Source organism: Streptomyces sp. NPDC002138 (genome assembly GCF_040296485.1).
In the GTDB taxonomy this organism is placed as follows: domain Bacteria; phylum Actinomycetota; class Actinomycetes; order Streptomycetales; family Streptomycetaceae; genus Streptomyces.
In genome coordinates this window covers 54,705-73,414 of sequence record NZ_JBEOXE010000016.1, presented here as the reverse complement: position 1 = coordinate 73,414, position 18,710 = coordinate 54,705, and the positions used below count along the sequence as shown (strand labels likewise).

Annotated in this window: 15 protein-coding genes; 14 read left to right on the top strand and 1 reads right to left on the bottom strand. The window is 71.9% G+C overall.

Features of this window, described 5'->3' with window-relative positions:
- Position 1: 1 nt before the first annotated feature.
- The 12 genes from ABT084_RS13390 (at position 2) to ABT084_RS13335 (ending at position 14,984) form a co-directional block, all read left to right on the top strand.
- Positions 2 to 1,315, top strand: a complete 1,314-nt coding sequence (locus ABT084_RS13390) for a dihydroorotase (protein ID WP_351042078.1) — start codon at positions 2 to 4, stop codon at positions 1,313 to 1,315.
- Entirely contained in the window at positions 1,312 to 1,893 is a 582-nt protein-coding gene (locus ABT084_RS13385) for a PH-like domain-containing protein (RefSeq protein ID WP_351042075.1), read from the top strand. The genes ABT084_RS13390 and ABT084_RS13385 overlap by 4 nt, the downstream gene beginning before the upstream one ends.
- Positions 1,890 to 3,047: a glutamine-hydrolyzing carbamoyl-phosphate synthase small subunit gene (carA, locus tag ABT084_RS13380; RefSeq protein ID WP_351042073.1), complete on the top strand. Its 1,158-nt coding sequence runs from the start codon at positions 1,890 to 1,892 to the stop codon at positions 3,045 to 3,047. The genes ABT084_RS13385 and carA overlap by 4 nt, the downstream gene beginning before the upstream one ends.
- Positions 3,040 to 6,348 carry a carbamoyl-phosphate synthase large subunit gene (gene carB / locus ABT084_RS13375; RefSeq protein ID WP_351042070.1) on the top strand — a complete coding sequence of 1,103 codons (3,309 nt, stop codon included), beginning with the start codon at positions 3,040 to 3,042 and terminating at the stop codon, positions 6,346 to 6,348. Before carA ends, carB begins: the two co-directional genes overlap by 8 nt.
- A gap of 87 nt (positions 6,349 to 6,435) precedes the next feature.
- Positions 6,436 to 7,545 carry a quinone-dependent dihydroorotate dehydrogenase gene (locus ABT084_RS13370; RefSeq protein WP_351042067.1) on the top strand — a complete coding sequence of 370 codons (1,110 nt, stop codon included), beginning with the start codon at positions 6,436 to 6,438 and terminating at the stop codon, positions 7,543 to 7,545.
- Complete coding sequence (gene pyrF / locus ABT084_RS13365; RefSeq protein WP_351042064.1) at positions 7,542 to 8,396, top strand: orotidine-5'-phosphate decarboxylase; 855 nt, start codon at positions 7,542 to 7,544, stop codon at positions 8,394 to 8,396. Before ABT084_RS13370 ends, pyrF begins: the two co-directional genes overlap by 4 nt.
- 280 nt (positions 8,397 to 8,676) lie before the next feature.
- Positions 8,677 to 9,000, top strand: coding sequence for an integration host factor (locus tag ABT084_RS13360; protein WP_330329439.1), 324 nt, complete (start codon positions 8,677 to 8,679; stop codon positions 8,998 to 9,000).
- A gap of 61 nt (positions 9,001 to 9,061) precedes the next feature.
- Entirely contained in the window at positions 9,062 to 9,625 is a 564-nt protein-coding gene (gene gmk, locus ABT084_RS13355) for a guanylate kinase (protein WP_351042061.1), read from the top strand.
- Between the two features lie 38 nt (positions 9,626 to 9,663).
- Positions 9,664 to 9,936 carry a DNA-directed RNA polymerase subunit omega gene (rpoZ, locus tag ABT084_RS13350; protein ID WP_283451425.1) on the top strand — a complete coding sequence of 91 codons (273 nt, stop codon included), beginning with the start codon at positions 9,664 to 9,666 and terminating at the stop codon, positions 9,934 to 9,936.
- Between the two features lie 97 nt (positions 9,937 to 10,033).
- Positions 10,034 to 11,299 carry a bifunctional phosphopantothenoylcysteine decarboxylase/phosphopantothenate--cysteine ligase CoaBC gene (gene coaBC / locus ABT084_RS13345; RefSeq protein WP_502968924.1) on the top strand — a complete coding sequence of 422 codons (1,266 nt, stop codon included), beginning with the start codon at positions 10,034 to 10,036 and terminating at the stop codon, positions 11,297 to 11,299.
- Positions 11,300 to 11,507: 208 nt separating this feature from the next.
- Positions 11,508 to 12,716 (top strand): methionine adenosyltransferase, encoded by a 1,209-nt coding sequence (gene metK / locus ABT084_RS13340; RefSeq protein WP_351042058.1) that lies wholly within the window; start codon positions 11,508 to 11,510, stop codon positions 12,714 to 12,716.
- 150 nt (positions 12,717 to 12,866) lie between these two features.
- Positions 12,867 to 14,984, top strand: coding sequence for a primosomal protein N' (locus ABT084_RS13335; RefSeq protein WP_502968923.1), 2,118 nt, complete (start codon positions 12,867 to 12,869; stop codon positions 14,982 to 14,984).
- 301 nt (positions 14,985 to 15,285) lie between these two features.
- On the opposite strand, the gene ABT084_RS13330 is transcribed toward ABT084_RS13335, so the two are convergent.
- Positions 15,286 to 15,828, bottom strand: coding sequence for a hypothetical protein (locus tag ABT084_RS13330; protein WP_351042052.1), 543 nt, complete (start codon positions 15,826 to 15,828; stop codon positions 15,286 to 15,288).
- A gap of 273 nt (positions 15,829 to 16,101) precedes the next feature.
- Between ABT084_RS13330 and fmt the strand changes: the two genes are divergently transcribed.
- Together fmt and ABT084_RS13320 are read left to right on the top strand one after the other, a co-directional pair.
- Positions 16,102 to 17,046: a methionyl-tRNA formyltransferase gene (gene fmt, locus ABT084_RS13325; RefSeq protein WP_351042049.1), complete on the top strand. Its 945-nt coding sequence runs from the start codon at positions 16,102 to 16,104 to the stop codon at positions 17,044 to 17,046.
- A 190-nt stretch (positions 17,047 to 17,236) separates the two neighbouring features.
- Positions 17,237 to 18,694, top strand: a complete 1,458-nt coding sequence (locus tag ABT084_RS13320; RefSeq protein WP_351042046.1) for an RsmB/NOP family class I SAM-dependent RNA methyltransferase — start codon at positions 17,237 to 17,239, stop codon at positions 18,692 to 18,694.
- Positions 18,695 to 18,710: the final 16 nt, after the last annotated feature.

The window sequence follows — 18,710 nt, the reverse complement described above, 5'->3', positions numbered from 1 at the left end:
GATGAGCAAGATCCTTATTCGTGGCGCGAAGGTGCTCGGCGGCGAGGCGCAGGACGTCCTGATCGACGGCGAGACCATCGCCGCCACCGCCCGGCAGGGCGAAATCGACTGGAGTGGGATCGGCATCGAGGCCGGCGACGCGACCGTCATCGAGGCCGACGGCCAGGTCCTGCTCCCCGGCCTGGTCGACCTGCACACCCACCTGCGCGAGCCGGGCCGCGAGGACTCCGAGACCGTCCTCACCGGCACCCGCGCGGCCGCCAGCGGCGGCTACACCGCCGTCTTCGCCATGGCGAACACCTTCCCGGTCGCCGACACCGCCGGCGTCGTCGAGCAGGTCTGGCGCCTGGGCAAGGAGTCCGGCTACTGCGACGTGCAGCCCATCGGCGCCGTCACCGTCGGCCTGGAGGGCAAGCAGCTCTCCGAGCTGGGCGCCATGCACGAGTCCGCCGCCCGCGTCACCGTCTTCTCCGACGACGGCAAGTGCGTCGACGACGCCGTGATCATGCGCCGCGCGCTGGAGTACGTGAAGGCCTTCGGCGGCGTCGTCGCCCAGCACGCCCAGGAGCCCCGCCTCACCGAGGGCGCCCAGATGAACGAGGGCGTCGTCTCCGCCGAGCTGGGCCTCGGCGGCTGGCCCGCCGTCGCCGAGGAGTCGATCATCGCCCGCGACGTGCTCCTCGCCGAGCACGTCGGTTCCCGGGTGCACATCTGCCACCTCTCCACCGCCGGATCCGTCGAGATCGTCCGCTGGGCCAAGTCCCGCGGCATCGACGTGACCGCCGAGGTCACCCCGCACCACCTGCTCCTCACCGACGAGCTGGTCCGCTCGTACGACCCGGTCTACAAGGTCAACCCGCCGCTGCGCACCGAGCGCGACGTCATGGCCCTGCGCGAGGCGCTCGCCGACGGCACGATCGACATCGTCGCCACCGACCACGCCCCGCACCCGCACGAGGACAAGGACTGCGAGTGGGCCGCCGCCGCCATGGGCATGGTGGGCCTGGAGACCGCGCTCTCCGTCGTCCAGCAGACGATGGTCGAGACCGGCCTGCTCGACTGGGCGGGCGTCGCCGACCGGATGTCCTTCCGCCCGGCGCGCATCGGCGGCCTGGAGAACCACGGCCGCTCCGTCTCGGCAGGTGAACCCGCGAACCTGACCTTGGTCGATACCTCGTACCGTGGTGTCGTGGACCCCGCACATTTCGCCTCCCGCAGCCGCAACACGCCTTACCAGGGCCGTGAGCTTCCGGGACGCGTCACTCACACCTTCCTGCGGGGCCGGGCAACGGTCGTGGACGGGAAACTGGCGTGACACCTGCAGTAATCCAACTGGCCGCCGAGGCCGCCGAACGACGGTCGGCGGAGGTGACGGACTGGGACGCGCGCATCGCGTGGGTCCTCGGTCTGCTCGTCTTCATCGCGTTCGTGTACTGGCTGATGCGGCAAGGCTGGAAGTGGCGCGGCGCACTGCAGAACGATCTGCCCGCGCTGCCCACGGCTCCGAGCGGTCTCCCCGAGCACCGGCTGGCCCTGACCGGCCGGTACCACGGCTCCACGACCGCCGGCCAGTGGCTCGACCGGATCGTCGCCCACGGCCTGGGCATCCGCAGCCGGGTCGAGCTGACGCTCACCGACACGGGCCTCGACGTGGTCCGTCCGGGTGCCACCGACTTCTTCGTACCGGCCGCGCAGCTGCGCGGCGCCCGCCTCGACAAGGGAATCGCGGGCAAGGTACTGACCGAAGGCGGTCTGCTCGTCGTCACCTGGGCGCACGGCGACAAGCTGATCGACTCCGGATTCCGCTCCGACCGGGCGGCCGAACACGCCGCCTGGGTCGAAGCCATCAACCTCATGAACCAATCCACCACGACGGAAGGCGCCGAACGATGACGACCTCCACCAGGGGAGCAGCCAAAGCTCCCGCCGTACTCGTCCTGGAGGACGGCCGCATCTTCCGCGGGCGCGCCTACGGGGCCGTGGGGGAGACCTTCGGCGAAGCCGTGTTCTCCACCGGCATGACCGGCTACCAGGAGACGCTGACCGACCCGTCGTACCACCGCCAGGTCGTCGTGATGACCGCCCCGCACGTGGGCAACACCGGCGTCAACGACGAGGACCCCGAGTCCGCCCGCATCTGGGTCGCCGGATACGTCGTCCGCGACCCCGCCCGGGTCCCCTCCAACTGGCGCTCGCAGCGCTCGCTGGACGAGGAGCTGGTCGCGCAGGGCGTCGTCGGGATCTCCGGCATCGACACCCGCGCCCTGACCCGCCACCTGCGCGAGCGCGGCGCGATGCGCGTGGGCATCTTCTCCGGCGCGAGCGTCGCCGACGACGCCGCGCTGCTGGCGCGCGTCCAGGACGCCCCGCAGATGAAGGGCGCGAACCTCTCCGCCGAGGTCGCCACCAAGGAGACGTACGTCGTCCCCGCGATCGGCGAGAAGAAGTTCACCGTCGCCGCCGTGGACCTCGGCATCAAGGGCATGACCCCGCACCGGATGGCCGAGCGCGGCATCGAGGTGCACGTGCTGCCCGCGACCGCCACGGTCGAGGACGTCTACGCCGTGAACCCCGACGGCGTCTTCTTCTCCAACGGACCGGGCGACCCGGCCACCGCCGACCACGCGGTCGCCGTCATGCAGGGCGTCCTCGCCCGCAAGACCCCGCTCTTCGGCATCTGCTTCGGCAACCAGATCCTGGGCCGCGCGCTGGGCTTCGGCACCTACAAGCTGAAGTACGGCCACCGCGGCATCAACCAGCCGGTGCAGGACCGCACCACCGGCAAGGTCGAGATCACCGCGCACAACCACGGCTTCGCCGTGGACGCGCCCCTCGACAAGGTCTCGGACACCGCCTACGGCCGCGCCGAGGTCTCCCACGTCTGCCTCAACGACAACGTGGTGGAGGGTCTCCAGCTGCTCGACCAGCCGGCCTTCAGCGTCCAGTACCACCCCGAAGCGGCGGCGGGCCCGCACGACGCCGCCTACCTCTTCGACCGCTTCACGTCTTTGATGAGCACCGCACCGATGGAGGCCGATCGTGCCTAAGCGCACCGATATCCAGTCCGTCCTGGTCATCGGCTCCGGCCCGATCGTCATCGGCCAGGCAGCCGAGTTCGACTACTCCGGCACCCAGGCCTGCCGCATCCTCAAGGCCGAGGGCCTGCGCGTCATCCTGGTGAACTCCAACCCGGCGACGATCATGACCGACCCGGAGATCGCCGACGCCACGTACGTCGAGCCGATCACCCCCGAGTTCGTCGAGAAGATCATCGCGAAGGAGCGCCCCGACGCGCTCCTGCCGACCCTCGGCGGCCAGACCGCGCTCAACACCGCGATCTCCATGCACGAGCAGGGTGTGCTGGAGAAGTACGGCGTCGAGCTGATCGGCGCCAACGTCGAGGCCATCAACAAGGGCGAGGACCGCGACCTCTTCAAGGGCGTCGTCGAGGCCGTCAAGGCCAAGATCGGCTACGGCGAGTCCGCCCGCTCGGTCATCTGCCACACGATGGACGACGTCATCGCCGGCGTCGACACCCTCGGCGGCTACCCCGTCGTCGTGCGCCCCTCCTTCACCATGGGCGGCGCCGGCTCCGGCTTCGCCCACAACGAGGACGAGCTGCGCCGCATCGCCGGTCAGGGCCTCACGCTCTCCCCGACCACCGAGGTGCTCCTGGAGGAGTCCATCCTCGGCTGGAAGGAGTACGAGCTGGAGCTGATGCGCGACACCAAGGACAACGTCGTCGTCGTCTGCTCCATCGAGAACTTCGACCCGATGGGCGTCCACACCGGTGACTCGATCACCGTCGCCCCGGCGATGACCCTCACCGACCGCGAGTACCAGCGGCTGCGCGACATCGGCATCGCGATCATCCGCGAGGTCGGCGTCGACACCGGCGGCTGCAACATCCAGTTCGCGATCGACCCCACCGACGGCCGGGTCATCGTCATCGAGATGAACCCGCGCGTCTCGCGGTCCTCGGCGCTCGCGTCGAAGGCCACCGGCTTCCCGATCGCCAAGATCGCCGCCAAGCTGGCCATCGGCTACACGCTCGACGAGGTCCCCAACGACATCACCGAGAAGACGCCGGCCTCCTTCGAGCCGTCCCTCGACTACGTCGTCGTCAAGGCCCCGCGCTTCGCCTTCGAGAAGTTCCCGAACGCCGACTCCACCCTCACCACCACCATGAAGTCGGTGGGCGAGGCCATGGCCATCGGCCGCAACTTCACCGAGGCCCTCCAGAAGGCCCTGCGCTCCCTGGAGAAGAAGGGCTCGCAGTTCACCTTCGTCGGCGAGCCGGGCGACAAGGACGAGCTGCTGCGCACCGCGGTCCGCCCGACCGACGGCCGCATCAACACCGTCATGCAGGCCATCCGCGCCGGCGCCACCCAGGAAGAGGTCTTCGAGTACACGAAGATCGACCCCTGGTTCGTCGACCAGATGTTCCTCATCAAGGAGATCGCCGACGACCTGGCCGCCGCCGAGAAGCTCCACCCCGAGCTGCTCGCCGAGGCCAAGCGCCACGGCTTCTCCGACGCCCAGATCGCCGAGATCCGCGGCCTGCGCGAGGACGTCGTCCGCGAGGTCCGGCACGCGCTCGGCGTCCGCCCGGTCTACAAGACGGTCGACACCTGCGCCGCCGAGTTCGCCGCGAAGACCCCGTACTTCTACTCGTCCTACGACGAGGAGTCCGAGGTCGCCCCGCGCGAGAAGCCCGCGGTGATCATCCTGGGCTCCGGCCCGAACCGCATCGGCCAGGGCATCGAGTTCGACTACTCCTGCGTCCACGCCTCCTTCGCGCTCAGCGACGCGGGCTACGAGACCGTGATGGTCAACTGCAACCCCGAGACCGTCTCGACGGACTACGACACCTCCGACCGCCTGTACTTCGAGCCGCTGACGCTCGAGGACGTGCTGGAGATCGTGCACGCCGAGTCCCTCGCGGGCCCGATCGCCGGTGTCATCGTCCAGCTCGGCGGCCAGACCCCCCTCGGTCTCGCCCAGGCGCTCAAGGACAACGGCGTACCCGTCGTCGGCACCCCGCCGGAGGCCATCCACGCCGCCGAGGACCGCGGCGCCTTCGGCCAGGTCCTCGCCGAGGCCGGGCTGCCCGCCCCCAAGCACGGCACCGCCACCACCTTCACGGGCGCCAAGGCCATCGCCGACGAGATCGGCTACCCGGTCCTCGTCCGCCCCTCGTACGTGCTCGGCGGCCGCGGCATGGAGATCGTCTACGACGAGACCCGCCTCGAGTCGTACATCGCCGAGTCCACCGAGATCAGCCCCACCCGGCCGGTCCTGGTCGACCGCTTCCTCGACGACGCCATCGAGATCGACGTCGACGCCCTCTACGACGGCACCGAGCTGTACCTCGGCGGCGTCATGGAGCACATCGAGGAAGCCGGCATCCACTCCGGCGACTCCGCCTGCGCCCTGCCCCCGATCACCCTCGGCGGCTACGACATCAAGCGGCTGCGCGCCTCCACCGAGGCCATCGCCAAGGGTGTCGGCGTACGCGGTCTGATCAACATCCAGTTCGCGATGGCGGGTGACATCCTCTACGTCCTGGAGGCCAACCCGCGCGCCTCGCGCACCGTCCCCTTCACCTCGAAGGCGACCGCGGTCCCGCTCGCGAAGGCCGCCGCGCGGATCTCGCTCGGCACCACCATCGCCGAGCTGCGCGCCGAGGGCCTGCTGCCGAAGAACGGCGACGGCGGCACCCTGCCGCTCGACGCGCCGATCTCCGTCAAGGAGGCCGTGATGCCGTGGAGCCGCTTCCGCGACATCCACGGCGCGGGCGTGGACACCGTCCTCGGCCCGGAGATGCGCTCCACCGGCGAGGTCATGGGCATCGACTCGGTCTTCGGCACGGCGTACGCCAAGTCGCAGGCCGGCGCCTACGGCCCGCTGCCCACCAAGGGCCGCGCCTTCATCTCCGTCGCCAACCGCGACAAGCGTTCGATGATCTTCCCGGCGCGCGAGCTGGTCGCCCACGGCTTCGAGCTGCTAGCCACCTCGGGCACCGCCGAGGTGCTGCGCCGCAACGGCATCAACGCCACCGTGGTGCGCAAGCTCAGCGAGGGCGAGGGCCCCAACGGTGAGAAGACCATCGTCCAGCTCATCCACGACGGCGATGTCGACCTGATCGTCAACACCCCGTACGGCACCGGCGGCCGCCTCGACGGTTACGAGATCCGTACGGCCGCCGTGGCGCGCAGCGTCCCGTGCCTGACCACGGTCCAGGCGCTCGCCGCCGCCGTCCAGGGCATCGACGCGCTCAACCGCGGCGACGTGGGCGTCCGCTCGCTCCAGGAGCACGCGGAGCACCTGACCGCCGCCCGCGACTGACAGCCGTAGAGAAGCAGGGGGACACCGGACGCGCCGTACGCGCGCCGGGTGTCCCCCTCTTCATGAGCGCAGAAGGATCCTCAGCCCATGTACAAACTCTTCTTCAACCTGGTCTTCAAGCGGATGGACCCCGAGCAGGCGCACTACCTGGCCTTCCGGTGGATCCGCCTCGCCGCCCGCACGCCGGGCCTGCGCACCTTCGTCGCGGCCGCCCTCGCCCCCCGCTACAAGGAGCTGCGCACCGAGGCCCTCGGCCTGCGGATGCACGGCCCCTTCGGCCTCGCGGCGGGCTTCGACAAGAACGCCGTGGCCATCGACGGCATGTCGATGCTCGGCTTCGACCACATCGAGATCGGCACGGTCACCGCCGAGCCGCAGCCCGGCAACCCCAAGAAGCGGCTGTTCAGGCTGGTCCCCGACCGGGCGCTGATCAACCGCATGGGCTTCAACAACGAGGGCTCGGCGGCCGTCGCCGAACGCCTCGCGACCCGTCGGCCGGTCTTCAGGACGGTCGTCGGCGTCAACATCGGCAAGACGAAGGTCGTGCCCGAGGAGGAGGCCGTGGCGGACTACGTCGCCTCCACCGAGCGCCTCGCCCGCCACGCCGACTACCTGGTCGTCAACGTCTCCTCGCCGAACACCCCGGGCCTGCGCAACCTCCAGGCGACGGAGTCGCTGCGCCCGCTGCTGACGGCCGTACGGGAGGCCGCCGACCGCACGGTGACCGGCCGCCGCGTCCCGCTGCTCGTCAAGATCGCCCCCGACCTCGCCGACGAGGACGTGGACGCGGTCGCCGACCTGGCGCTGGAGCTCGGCCTGGACGGGATCATCGCCACCAACACCACGATCGCGCGCGAGGGCCTCGGCCTGAAGTCCGCGCCCGAACTGGTCAAGGAGACCGGCGGCCTGTCCGGAGCCCCGGTCAAGGCCCGCTCCCTGGAAGTCCTGCGCCGCCTGTACGCCCGTGTGGGGGACCGGATCGTCCTCGTGGGCGTCGGGGGCATCGAGAACGCCGAGGACGCCTGGCAGCGGATCCTGGCGGGCGCGACGCTGGTGCAGGGCTACAGCGCCTTCATCTACGAGGGCCCGTTCTACGCCCGCGCCCTCCACAAGGGCCTGGCCGCGCGCCTCGCCAACAGCCCGTACGCCACCCTCGCCGAGGCCGTCGGCGCCGAGACCCGAAAGGCCGCCAAGTGACCGCGAGCCCGACCGTGACCCCCTTCGGTACCCGTCTGCGCGAGGCGATGGACTCCCGCGGCCCGCTGTGCGTCGGCATCGACCCGCACGCGGCCCTGCTGGCCTCCTGGGGCCTGAACGACGACATCGCGGGCCTGGAGCGGTTCTCGCGGACCGTCGTGGAGGCCCTGGCCGACCAGGTGGCCGTCTTCAAGCCGCAGGCCGCCTTCTTCGAGCGCTTCGGCTCCCGGGGCATCGCGGTGCTGGAGCGGACCGTCGCGGACGCCCGCGCCGCGGGCACCCTCGTGGTCATGGACGCCAAGCGCGGGGACATCGGCTCGACGATGGCCGCGTACGCCCAGACCTTCCTGGACCCGGCCTCGCCGCTCTTCTCCGACGCGCTGACCGTCTCCCCGTACCTCGGCTACGGCTCGCTCGCGCCGGCCGTGGACCTGGCGCGGGAGTCGGGCGCGGGCCTCTTCGTGCTGGCCCTCACCTCCAACCCCGAGGGCGCGGAGGTCCAGCGGGCGGTGCGCGAGGACGGCCGGACCATCGGGGCGACGATGCTGGCGCACCTGGCCGCGGAGAACGCGGGCGCCGACCCGATGGGCTCCTTCGGGGCCGTCGTGGGCGCCACCCTCGGGGACCTGTCCTCCTTCGACCTCGACATCAACGGCCCGCTGCTGGCCCCGGGCATCGGCGCGCAGGGAGCGAGCGCCGCCGACCTCCCGGCCGTCTTCGGCGCGGCCGTGCGCAACGTCGTACCGAACGTCTCGCGCGGGGTGCTGCGCCACGGCCCGGACGCCGCCGCGCTGCGCGCCTCGGCCCTGACCTTCGCGGACGAGATCCGCAAGGCGGTCGCCTCGGCCTGATCGCCCGGCCGCGGACCCGTTCATCGCACCACCTGACGAATTCGTACGGCCTTCGCCGGACAAAACAGGGGTACTTTGTCCGTGATGTACGGTTCAGTGGAGGCTGACCAGGACTTTTCGTCCGTTCTCGCTGACTGGAGCGGCCTTGGCCGCTAGTCTCCGACCAGAGTGAACGAACGGCGGACCTGCGGGACCGTCGTTCGTGGGGCTCGCCTGGTGAGGTGCCTTGTGTTCCCCACCGGTCCGTATCCGACAGTTCGACATCCGAGGTGACGTAGGCGTGGCTCTTCCGCCCCTTACCCCTGAACAGCGCGCAGCCGCGCTCGAAAAGGCCGCCGCGGCTCGCCGGGAGCGGGCCGAGGTGAAGAATCGACTCAAGCACTCCGGTGCCTCCCTGCACGAAGTCATCAAGCAGGGACAGGAGAACGACGTCATCGGCAAGATGAAGGTGTCCGCTCTCCTGGAGTCTCTGCCCGGCGTGGGCAAGGTCCGCGCCAAGCAGCTCATGGAGCGCCTCGGCATTTCCGAGTCCCGGCGTGTCCGAGGTCTCGGTTCCAACCAGATCGCTTCCCTGGAGCGCGAGTTCGGCGGTAGTGGCGCCTGACGCGTCACCCGAAGTTCTCCCGGTGTTCTCAGGCATGCCTGGGAGCCTGGATAATCGCTCTATGGCAGCAGAGGTTCGTCCGCGTCTGACCGTGCTCTCCGGCCCCTCCGGGGTCGGTAAGAGCACGGTCGTCGCGCATATGCGCAAGGTTCACCCCGAAGTATGGCTCTCGGTCTCGGCCACCACCCGCAAGCCGCGGCCCGGTGAGCGTCACGGAGTCCACTACTTCTTCGTCACCGACGACGAGTTCGACAAGCTGATCGCCAATGGCGAGCTGCTGGAGTGGGCCGAGTTCGCGGGCAACCGCTACGGCACACCGCGCGGCGCGGTGCTGGAACGCCTGGACAACGGCGAGCCGGTACTGCTGGAGATCGACCTGCAGGGCGCCCGGCTCGTCCGCGAGTCGATGGCGGAGGCCCAGCTGGTCTTCCTGGCTCCGCCCAGCTGGGAGGAGCTGGTCCGTCGGCTCACCGGTCGCGGGACCGAGTCGGCCGAGGTCATCGAGCGCCGACTGGCGGCCGCGAAGATCGAACTCGCGGCGGAATCCGAGTTCGACACCACCCTTGTCAACACCTCCGTCGAGGACGTAGCCCGTGAGCTGCTAGCCTTGATGGAAGTTGTTTGATCCTAGTTTGATCATTACCCATCTTCGGAAGGTAGAGCGTGTCCTCTTCCATGTCTGCGCCCGAGGGCATCATCAACCCGCCGATCGACGAGCTGCTCGAGGCCACTGACTCGAAGTACAGCCTCGTGATCTACGCGGCCAAGCGTGCCCGTCAGATCAACGCGTACTACTCGCAGCTCGGTGAGGGCCTGCTCGAGTACGTCGGGCCGCTGGTGGACACCCACGTCCACGAGAAGCCCCTTTCGATCGCGCTGCGCGAGATCAACGCGGGTCTGCTGACCTCCGAGGCCATCGAGGCCCCGGCCACCTAAGCGGAACGCGACACCCTAATTTTTGTCATCACAGGCCCGGTAGACCGACTGCCGGGCCTGTGGTGTGTCATGTCGTGGTGTGAGCCATGACTCGGACATGTCTCATGGATCCGTGGGAGTAGCAGTGGACAAGCCGAAGGTCGTACTCGGGGTCAGCGGCGGGATCGCCGCCTACAAGGCCTGCGAGCTGCTGCGCCGGCTGACCGAGTCCGGGCACGACGTCCGCGTGGTGCCGACCGAGGCCTCGCTGAACTTCGTGGGCGAGGCCACCTGGGCCGCGCTGTCCGGGAATCCCGCCTCCACCCGGGTCTGGGAGAGCGTCCACGAGGTGCCCCACGTGCGGATCGGGCAGGGCGCCGACCTCGTCGTGGTCGCCCCGGCCACGGCCGACATGCTGGCCAAGGCCGCGCACGGCCTCGCCGACGACCTGCTCACGAACACCCTGCTCACCGCCCGCTGTCCGGTGGTCTTCGCGCCCGCCATGCACACCGAGATGTGGGAGCACCCCGCGACCCAGGAGAACGTGGCCACGCTGCGCCGCCGGGGCGCCGTCGTCATCGAGCCCGCCGTCGGGCGGCTCACCGGCAAGGACACCGGCAAGGGGCGGCTGCCCGACCCCGAGGAGATCTTCGAGGTCTGCCGGCACGTCCTGCGCCGCGGCCGCGCGGGCGGGGCGCAGGCGCCCGACCTGGCCGGTCGGCACGTGGTCATCAGCGCGGGCGGTACGCGCGAGCCGCTGGACCCGGTCCGGTTCCTCGGCAACCGCTCCTCCGGCAAGCAGGGGTACGCCCTCGCCCGGACGGCCGTCGCGCGCGGCGCCCGGGTCACCCTGGTCGCGGCCAACGCGGCGCTCGCCGACCCCGCCGGGGTGGACGTCGTGCGCGTGGGGACGGCCCTGCAGCTGCGGGAGGCCGTCCTGAAGGCGGCCGCCGACGCGGACGCGGTGGTGATGGCCGCCGCCGTGGCCGATTTCCGCCCCGCCGCCTACGCCGAGGGCAAGATCAAGAAGCAGGACGGGCAGGAGCCCGCGCCCGTCGCCCTGGTCCGCAATCCTGACGTACTCGCGGAGCTTTCCGCCGAGCGTTCCGTGCCCGGCCAGATCGTGGTCGGGTTCGCCGCCGAGACCGACGACGTACTCGCCAACGGGCGGGCGAAGCTGCTCCGCAAGGGCTGCGACCTCCTCGTCGTCAATGAGGTCGGCGAGACCAAGACCTTCGGTTCCGAGGAGAACGAGGCTGTGATCCTTGCCTCTCATGGGGAGGATGTGGCTGTCCCCTATGGACCCAAGGAAGCCCTCGCCGATGTCATCTGGGACCAGGTGGTGCCCCGGCTCGCACCGCCCGTCACGCTCCGACGCGCCTGAGAAGTCGGACCTTTTCACCCGCTGTTCGATGGGCCAAGATAGGGTCCAAGATGCAGTGCCGCAGGTCACACGCCTCCCACAAGGCGAGACGGGTGGTCCGGCAAACGGTGGCGACCGATAAACTGCACCAGGAACACGGCCAGGCGCAGCTCCCGGTAGTGTTCCGCCAATTGATCAGCCAGCAGCCGCTGCAACCCCAGGGAGCGATGTGTCCCGCCGCCTCTTCACCTCGGAGTCCGTTACCGAGGGCCACCCCGACAAGATCGCTGACCAGATCAGCGACACCATCCTCGACGCCCTGCTCAGGGAAGACCCCACCTCGCGCGTCGCGGTGGAGACCCTGATCACCACCGGTCTCGTGCACATCGCGGGCGAGGTGACGACGAAGGCTTACGCCCCGATCGCCCAGCTCGTTCGCGACAAGATCCTCGAGATCGGCTACGACTCCTCGAAGAAGGGCTTCGACGGAGCCTCCTGCGGCGTCTCGGTGTCCATCGGCGCGCAGTCCCCGGACATCGCGCAGGGTGTCGACACGGCGTACGAGAGCCGGGTCGAGGGCGACGAGGACGAGCTGGACAAGCAGGGCGCGGGCGACCAGGGCCTGATGTTCGGTTACGCGTGCGACGAGACGCCCGAGCTGATGCCGCTGCCGATCCACATCGCGCACAAGCTCTCGCGCCGCCTGTCCGAGGTCCGCAAGAACGGGACCATCCCGTACCTGCGCCCCGACGGCAAGACCCAGGTCACCATCGAGTACGACGGCGACAAGGCCGTCCGCCTCGACACGGTCGTCGTGTCCTCGCAGCACGCCTCGGACATCGACCTCGACTCGCTGCTCGCTCCCGACATCCGCGAGTTCGTCGTCGAGTACGTCCTCAAGCAGCTCGTGGACGACGGCATCAAGCTGGACACCGAGGGCTACCGGCTGCTGGTCAACCCGACCGGGCGTTTCGAGATCGGCGGCCCGATGGGCGACGCCGGCCTCACCGGCCGCAAGATCATCATCGACACCTACGGCGGCATGGCCCGCCACGGTGGCGGCGCCTTCTCCGGCAAGGACCCGTCCAAGGTCGACCGCTCGGCCGCCTACGCCATGCGCTGGGTCGCCAAGAACGTCGTCGCCGCCGGTCTGGCCTCGCGCTGCGAGGTCCAGGTCGCGTACGCGATCGGCAAGGCCGAGCCCGTCGGTCTCTTCGTCGAGACCTTCGGCACCGCCAAGGTCGAGGTGCAGAAGATCGAGGACGCGATCGCCCAGGTCTTCGACCTGCGTCCGGCCGCGATCATCCGCGACCTCGACCTGCTGCGCCCGATCTACGCCCAGACCGCCGCCTACGGCCACTTCGGCCGTGAGCTGCCGGACTTCACCTGGGAGCGCACCGACCGCGTCGACGCGCTGCGCGCCGCCGCCGGTCTGTAAGCCGGTCCGCCGGGGGCCCGCCCCCACCGGTTCGCCGCGAACGGCCCCGGACCTCACGGTCCGGGGCCGTTCGCCGTCGTGGGCGCCGCGTCCGTCCGTACCGTGCCCGTCCGTACCGTGGCTGTCGGTGGCATGGGCGAGAATTCCGGTGTGAGCAGCCAGAACGAACCCGAACCCGAGACCGGCGGAGCGCCGGAACAGCTCGCGCTGATGCGGGAGATGGTCGCCGAGGCGAAGGCCAAGGCGCCCAAGGCCAAGCCCCGCACCTGGCGCGGCGCCTCGCTGGCCCGGGAGCTGCCCGTCGCGCGGATCCTCGTCAACAAGGGTGTGCTCCACCTCGACCAGCTCTGGGACTACGCCGTCCCCGAGGACCTCTCGGAGGCCGCGCAGCCCGGGGTGCGGGTCCGGGTCCGCTTCGGCGCGGGCTCCCACCAGGTGCACGGCGGCCGCCGCGAGGGCGGCGGCCTCATCGACGGGTTCATCGTCGAGCGGCGCGCCGACACCGACTACAACGGCCCGCTCGCCGCCCTCGCCCAGGTCGTCTCGCCCGAGGCCGTCCTCGGGCCGCGCATGCTCGCCCTCGCGCGGGCCGTCGCCGACCGGTACGCCGGCAGCCTGGCGGACGTCCTCCAGCTCGCCCTCCCGCCGCGCAACGCCCGCGCCGAGGCCAAGCCCTCGCCGGAGCCGCTGCCCGCGCCCGCCGCGCCCGAGCCCGGCGGCTGGGAGCGCTATCCGGCCGGGCCGGCCTTCCTGCGGGCCCTGGCGGGCGGCGGCGACCCGCGCGCGGTGTGGACGGCGCTGCCCGGGCCCGGCTGGGCCGACGAGCTGGCCCGGGCGATGGCCGCCACCCTCGCCTCCGGCCGCGGCGCCCTCGCCGTCCTGCCCGACGGGCGCACCGCCTCCCGGGTGGACGCGGCGCTGACCGCGCTGCTGGGCGCGGGACGGCACGCCCTGCTGACCGCCGAATCCGGACCCGAGAAGCGCTACCGGCAGTGGCTCGCCGTCCACCGCGGCTCGGTCCGGGCGGTGATCGGCACCCGGGCCGCGATGTTCGCGCCGGTGCGGAATCTCGGCCTGGTGGCCGTCTGGGACGACGGCGACTCCAGCCACAGCGATGACCACGCCCCCTTCCCGCACGTGCGGGAAGTGCTCGAGCTGCGCGCGGTCACCGACGGCTGCGCCTTCCTCGTCGGCTCCACCAGCTGCACCGTCGAAGCCGCCCAGCTGGTCGAGTCCGGCTGGGCCCGGCCGCTGGCCGCCGACCGGGAGCGGGTACGGGAATGCGCGCCCCGGATCCGGACCGTGGGCGACGAACTGCTGGCCCGGGACGAGGCCGCGCGGGCCGCGCGGCTGCCCAGCCTGGCCTGGGAGACCGTACGGGAGGGGCTCAAGACCGGGCCGGTCCTCGTCCAGGTGCCCCGGCGCGGGTACGTACCGCGGCTCGCGTGCGAGCGGTGCCGGACCCCGGCCCGCTGCCGGCACTGCGCCGGGCCGCTGGAGGCGCCCGACGAGCGGGAGCTGCACTGCGGCTGGTGCGGGCGCGGGGAGCCGTCCTGGCACTGCGAGGAGTGCGGGTCCGTACGGCTGCGGGCCCAGGTGGTCGGCGCGCGGCGGACCGCCGAGGAGCTGGGGCGGGCCTTTCCGGCGGTGCCGGTGCGGACGTCCGGGCGGGACCACGTGCTGGATTCGGTGCCCGACCGGCCGGCGCTGATCGTGTGCACGCCGGGCGCGGAGCCGGTGGCCGAGGGCGCCGGGTACGCCGCGGGGCTGCTGCTCGACGGCTGGGCCATGCTGTCGCGGCCCGACCTGCGGGCCGGGGAGGAGGCGCTGCGGCGCTGGATCGCCGCCGCCTCGCTGGTGCGGGGGGACGGCCAGGTGGTCGTGGTCGCCGAACCGACGCTGCGGCCGGTGCAGGCGCTGGTGCGGTGGGATCCGGTGGGGCACGCGGTACGGGAGCTGGCCGAGCGGGCGGAGCTGGGGTTCCCGCCGGTCTCGCGGATGGCCGCCGTGGCGGGGCGGCGGGAGGCGCTGGAGGCGTTCCTGGCGGGGGCCGGGCTGCCGGAGGATGCGGAGGTGCTGGGGCCGGTACCGGTGTACGGGCGGCGGGGGGAGCCTTCGCCCGGGGAGCGGGCCCTGGTGCGGGTGCCGCCGGGGAGTGGGGCCGCCCTCGCCGCGGCCCTCAAGGCGGCCCAGGCCGCGAGGACTGCCCGGGGGGTGGCGGCGGCGGATGCGATCCGGGTGCGGATCGACCCCCTGGACATCGGCTGAGGCGGCCTGTCCGGCCGTGTGTGTCTGCGGCTGCGTGGGCCCTGCGGGGGTGCCTCAATCGCCGGCGGGGCTGGGGTGGCTGGGCTAGTTCAGCCTGCCCGGCGTTCGAGGGCCCGCCGGAGGCCGTGTGCGGCTGCGTGGGCCCCCCGGGGGCGCCTCGATCGCCGGCGGGGCTGGGGGTGGTGGCGGTTCAGCCTGCCCGGCGATTGAGGGCCCCGCCGGGGGCTGTGGGCGGCTGCGGGGGCGCCTCAAACGCGGCGGGGCTGGGTGTGGCTTCCGCTGGGGGCTCGGGTGGGGTGGGTCAGCCGTTGCGGGGGCCCGGGAAGGCCGGGGGGCGGAGGGAGGCGGCCGCGGCGGCGGCGGCGGATTCCTCGCGCTGCGGCTGCGGCGGGACCGAGCGGGCCGCCGGAATGGTGGGCATGGGGGACATCGGCGGCATGCCCAGGGTCCGTGTGGTCGAGCCCTCGGCCAGCGGCTCCGCCGCCTCGGAGGCCTGCGCACGCCGGGCCCCGTACCGCCGGTGCACGGCCTGCTTGGTGACCCCGAGGGCGGAGCCGACCGCGTCCCACGAGAAACCGAGTGAGCGGTCGAAGTCCACCGCGGCGGTGACCAGCGTCTCGACGCTGTCCCGCAGTTCCTGCGCCAGGCGCACGGTGGGGGCGGGCGCGCGCCCGTAGACGACGAATCCCGTGGAGGGGCCGGAGCGGCGCGGTCGGTACACGTTGCCCAGCTGGGCGGTGAGCGTACGCAGTGCGTCCACCTGCCGGCGGACCCGCTCGATGTCCCGCACCAGCAGGTGCAGGCTGGCCCGTGCTTGGGCGTCGTGGGTGGCGTGGTCGGCCATGAAGAAGCCTCTCGAACCGGTGCTGAGGAGCGGATCGGGCCGCACACACCGTTCACACGCGGCCCGCTTCGGGTCAATCTCTCTTGACCAACGCGTCACGTGGCGCGTTGGTCACGCTGTGGGGGCGTGTCGGCATATGCGAGAGGCGCGCGCGTGTGCGTACGCCCCCCGTGTGGGTGGTGGTCCGGGGGCGGGCGGCCGCCGGTGGGGGGCCGCCCGGGCGACCCATAGACTGGTGCGCTGCTGACAGCCGAGATAGCGAGGTAGACACCGGTGAAGCTCGTCTTCGCAGGCACCCCCGAGGTCGCCGTACCCGCCCTGGACGCCCTGATCGCCTCCGGGCGCCATGAGGTCGCCGCCGTCATCACCCGCCCGGACGCGCCCGCGGGCCGCGGTCGGCGACTCGTGGCGAGCCCGGTGGCCGAACGTGCCGAGGAAGCCGGGATCGAGGTGCTCAAGCCGGCCCGGCCGCGCGACGAGGAGTTCCAGGCCCGGCTCCGGGAGATCGGCCCGGACTGCTGCCCGGTCGTCGCCTACGGCGCCCTGATCCCCAAGAGCGCCATCGAGATCCCCCGCCACGGGTGGGTCAACCTGCACTTCTCGCTGCTGCCCGCCTGGCGCGGAGCGGCGCCCGTCCAGCACTCGATCATGGCCGGGGACGAGGTCACCGGCGCGTCCACCTTCCAGATCGAGGAAGGCCTGGACTCCGGGCCGGTCTACGGCATCCTCACCGAGGAGATCCGCCCCACCGACACCAGCGGCGACCTGCTGACCCGCCTGGCCTTCGCCGGCGCCGGTCTGCTCGCCGCCACCATGGACGGCATCGAGGACGGCACCCTGCGCGCCGTCGACCAGCACCGCGACGGCATCTCGCTCGCGCCCAAGATCTCGGTCGAGGACGCCCGGGTGGACTGGACGGCCCCGGCGCTGCGCGCCGACCGCGTCGTGCGCGGCTGCACGCCCGCGCCGGGCGCGTGGACGGTGTTCCGCGGGGAGCGGCTCAAGCTGATCTCGATGGCCCTGGTGCCCGACCGCACGGACCTGACGCCCGGCGAGCTGGCGCCCGCCAAGAACAACGTCCACGTCGGGACCGGCTCGCACGCCGTGGAGCTGCTCTGGGTGCAGCCGCAGGGCAAGAAGCCGATGAAGGCGGCGGACTGGGCGCGCGGCGTGCGGATCGCTCCCGGCGAGCGGCTGGGCGGGGCCGACGTAGGCTGATCGGTAGCTTCACCGGTTCACCGGTTCACCGGTTCACCGGTTCAGCAGTTCGGCAGTCCAACAGTTCATCGGTTCGTCCCGTCATCGCTTCATCCCTTCGTCGCTTTGGCGTATCAGAGCCTCATCGGCTGAGCCGATACCCGCTTGATCTCACCTCCATCTCGTCTCGTAATTCCGGAGCACCTTTCACGTGAGCGAACAGCCCCGCCGTCCCGCCGCCGCGGGCGGCAAGCAGGCCAACCCGTACCGCCGGCCCAAGAAGGACCCCGTCCGGATCCTCGCCTTCGAGGCGCTGCGGGCGGTGGACGAGCGGGCCGCGTACGCGAACCTGGTGCTGCCGCCGCTGCTGCGCAAGGCCCGCAAGGACGAGAGCTTCGACGCGCGCGACGCGGCGCTCGCGACCGAGCTGGTCTACGGGACGCTGCGCCGCCAGGGCACGTACGACGCCATCATCGGCGCGTGCATCGACCGGCCGCTGCGCGAGGTCGACCCGCCGGTACTGGACGTCCTCGCGCTCGGCGCGCACCAGCTGCTCGGCACCCGCATCCCCTCGCACGCCGCCGTCTCGGCGAGCGTGGAGCTGGCCCGCGTGGTGCTGGGCGACGGCCGTGCCAAGTTCGTGAACGCCGTCCTGCGCAAGATCGCCGCGAAGGACATGGACGCCTGGCTGGAGCAGGTCGCCCCGCCGTACGACGTGGACGCCGAGGACCACCTCGCCATCGTCCACTCGCACCCGCGCTGGGTCGTCTCCGCGCTGTGGGACTCCCTGGGCGGCGGCCGGGCCGGTATCGAGGACCTCCTCGAGGCCGACAACGAGCGCCCCGAGGTCACCCTCGTCGCGCGGCCCGGCCGGTCCACTCCGCAGGAGCTGCTGGAGGCGGTCGGCGAGGACTCGGCGCTGCCGGGCCGCTGGTCGCCGTACGCCGTCCGGATGGCCGAGGGCGGTGAGCCGGGGGCGCTGGAGGCGGTCCGCGACGGCCGCGCGGGCGTCCAGGACGAGGGCAGCCAGCTGGTGGCCATGGCGCTGGCGAACGTACCGGTCGAGGGCCGCGACGCCCGGTGGCTGGACGGCTGCGCCGGTCCGGGCGGCAAGGCGGCGCTGCTCGCCGCGCTCGCCGCGGAGCGCGGCGCCTTCCTGCTGGCCTCGGAGAAGCAGCCGCACCGGGCCCGCCTGGTGGAGAAGGCCCTGGCGGGCAACCCCGGCCCGTACCAGGTGATCACGGCGGACGGCACCCGCCCGCCGTGGCTGCCGGGCTCTTTCGACCGGGTCCTGATGGACGTGCCGTGCACGGGCCTCGGCGCGCTGCGCCGCCGCCCGGAGGCGCGCTGGCGCCGCCGTCCGGAAGACCTGGAGGGCTTCGCCCCGCTCCAGCGCGGCCTGCTGCGCGAGGCGCTGTCCGCGGTGCGGGTGGGCGGCGTGGTCGGCTACGCGACCTGCTCGCCGCACCTCGCGGAGACGCGGGTCGTGGTGGAGGACGTCCTCAAGGGCCGGGGCGCGGGCCACACGCCGATCTCGGCCGAACTGATCGACGCCAGGCCGTACATGGAGGGCGTCCCGGCCCTCGGCGAGGGCCCGGACGTCCAGCTGTGGCCGCACCTGCACGGCACGGACGCGATGTACCTGGCGCTGCTGCGGCGCACCGCGTAGCGGCCTGGGCCGTCTG

Bases quoted from the DNA above. Each gene is read 5' to 3' on its own strand.
- ABT084_RS13390 (WP_351042078.1), top strand. From the start codon at position 2: ATGAGCAAGATCCTTATTCGTGGCGCGAAGGTGCTCGGCGGCGAGGCG.
- carA (WP_351042073.1), top strand. From the start codon at position 1,890: ATGACGACCTCCACCAGGGGAGCAGCCAAAGCTCCCGCCGTACTCGTC.
- ABT084_RS13370 (WP_351042067.1), top strand. From the start codon at position 6,436: ATGTACAAACTCTTCTTCAACCTGGTCTTCAAGCGGATGGACCCCGAG.
- gmk (WP_351042061.1), top strand. From the start codon at position 9,062: ATGGCAGCAGAGGTTCGTCCGCGTCTGACCGTGCTCTCCGGCCCCTCC.
- coaBC (WP_502968924.1), top strand. From the start codon at position 10,034: ATGTCTCATGGATCCGTGGGAGTAGCAGTGGACAAGCCGAAGGTCGTA.
- ABT084_RS13330 (WP_351042052.1), bottom strand. From the start codon at position 15,828: ATGGCCGACCACGCCACCCACGACGCCCAAGCACGGGCCAGCCTGCAC.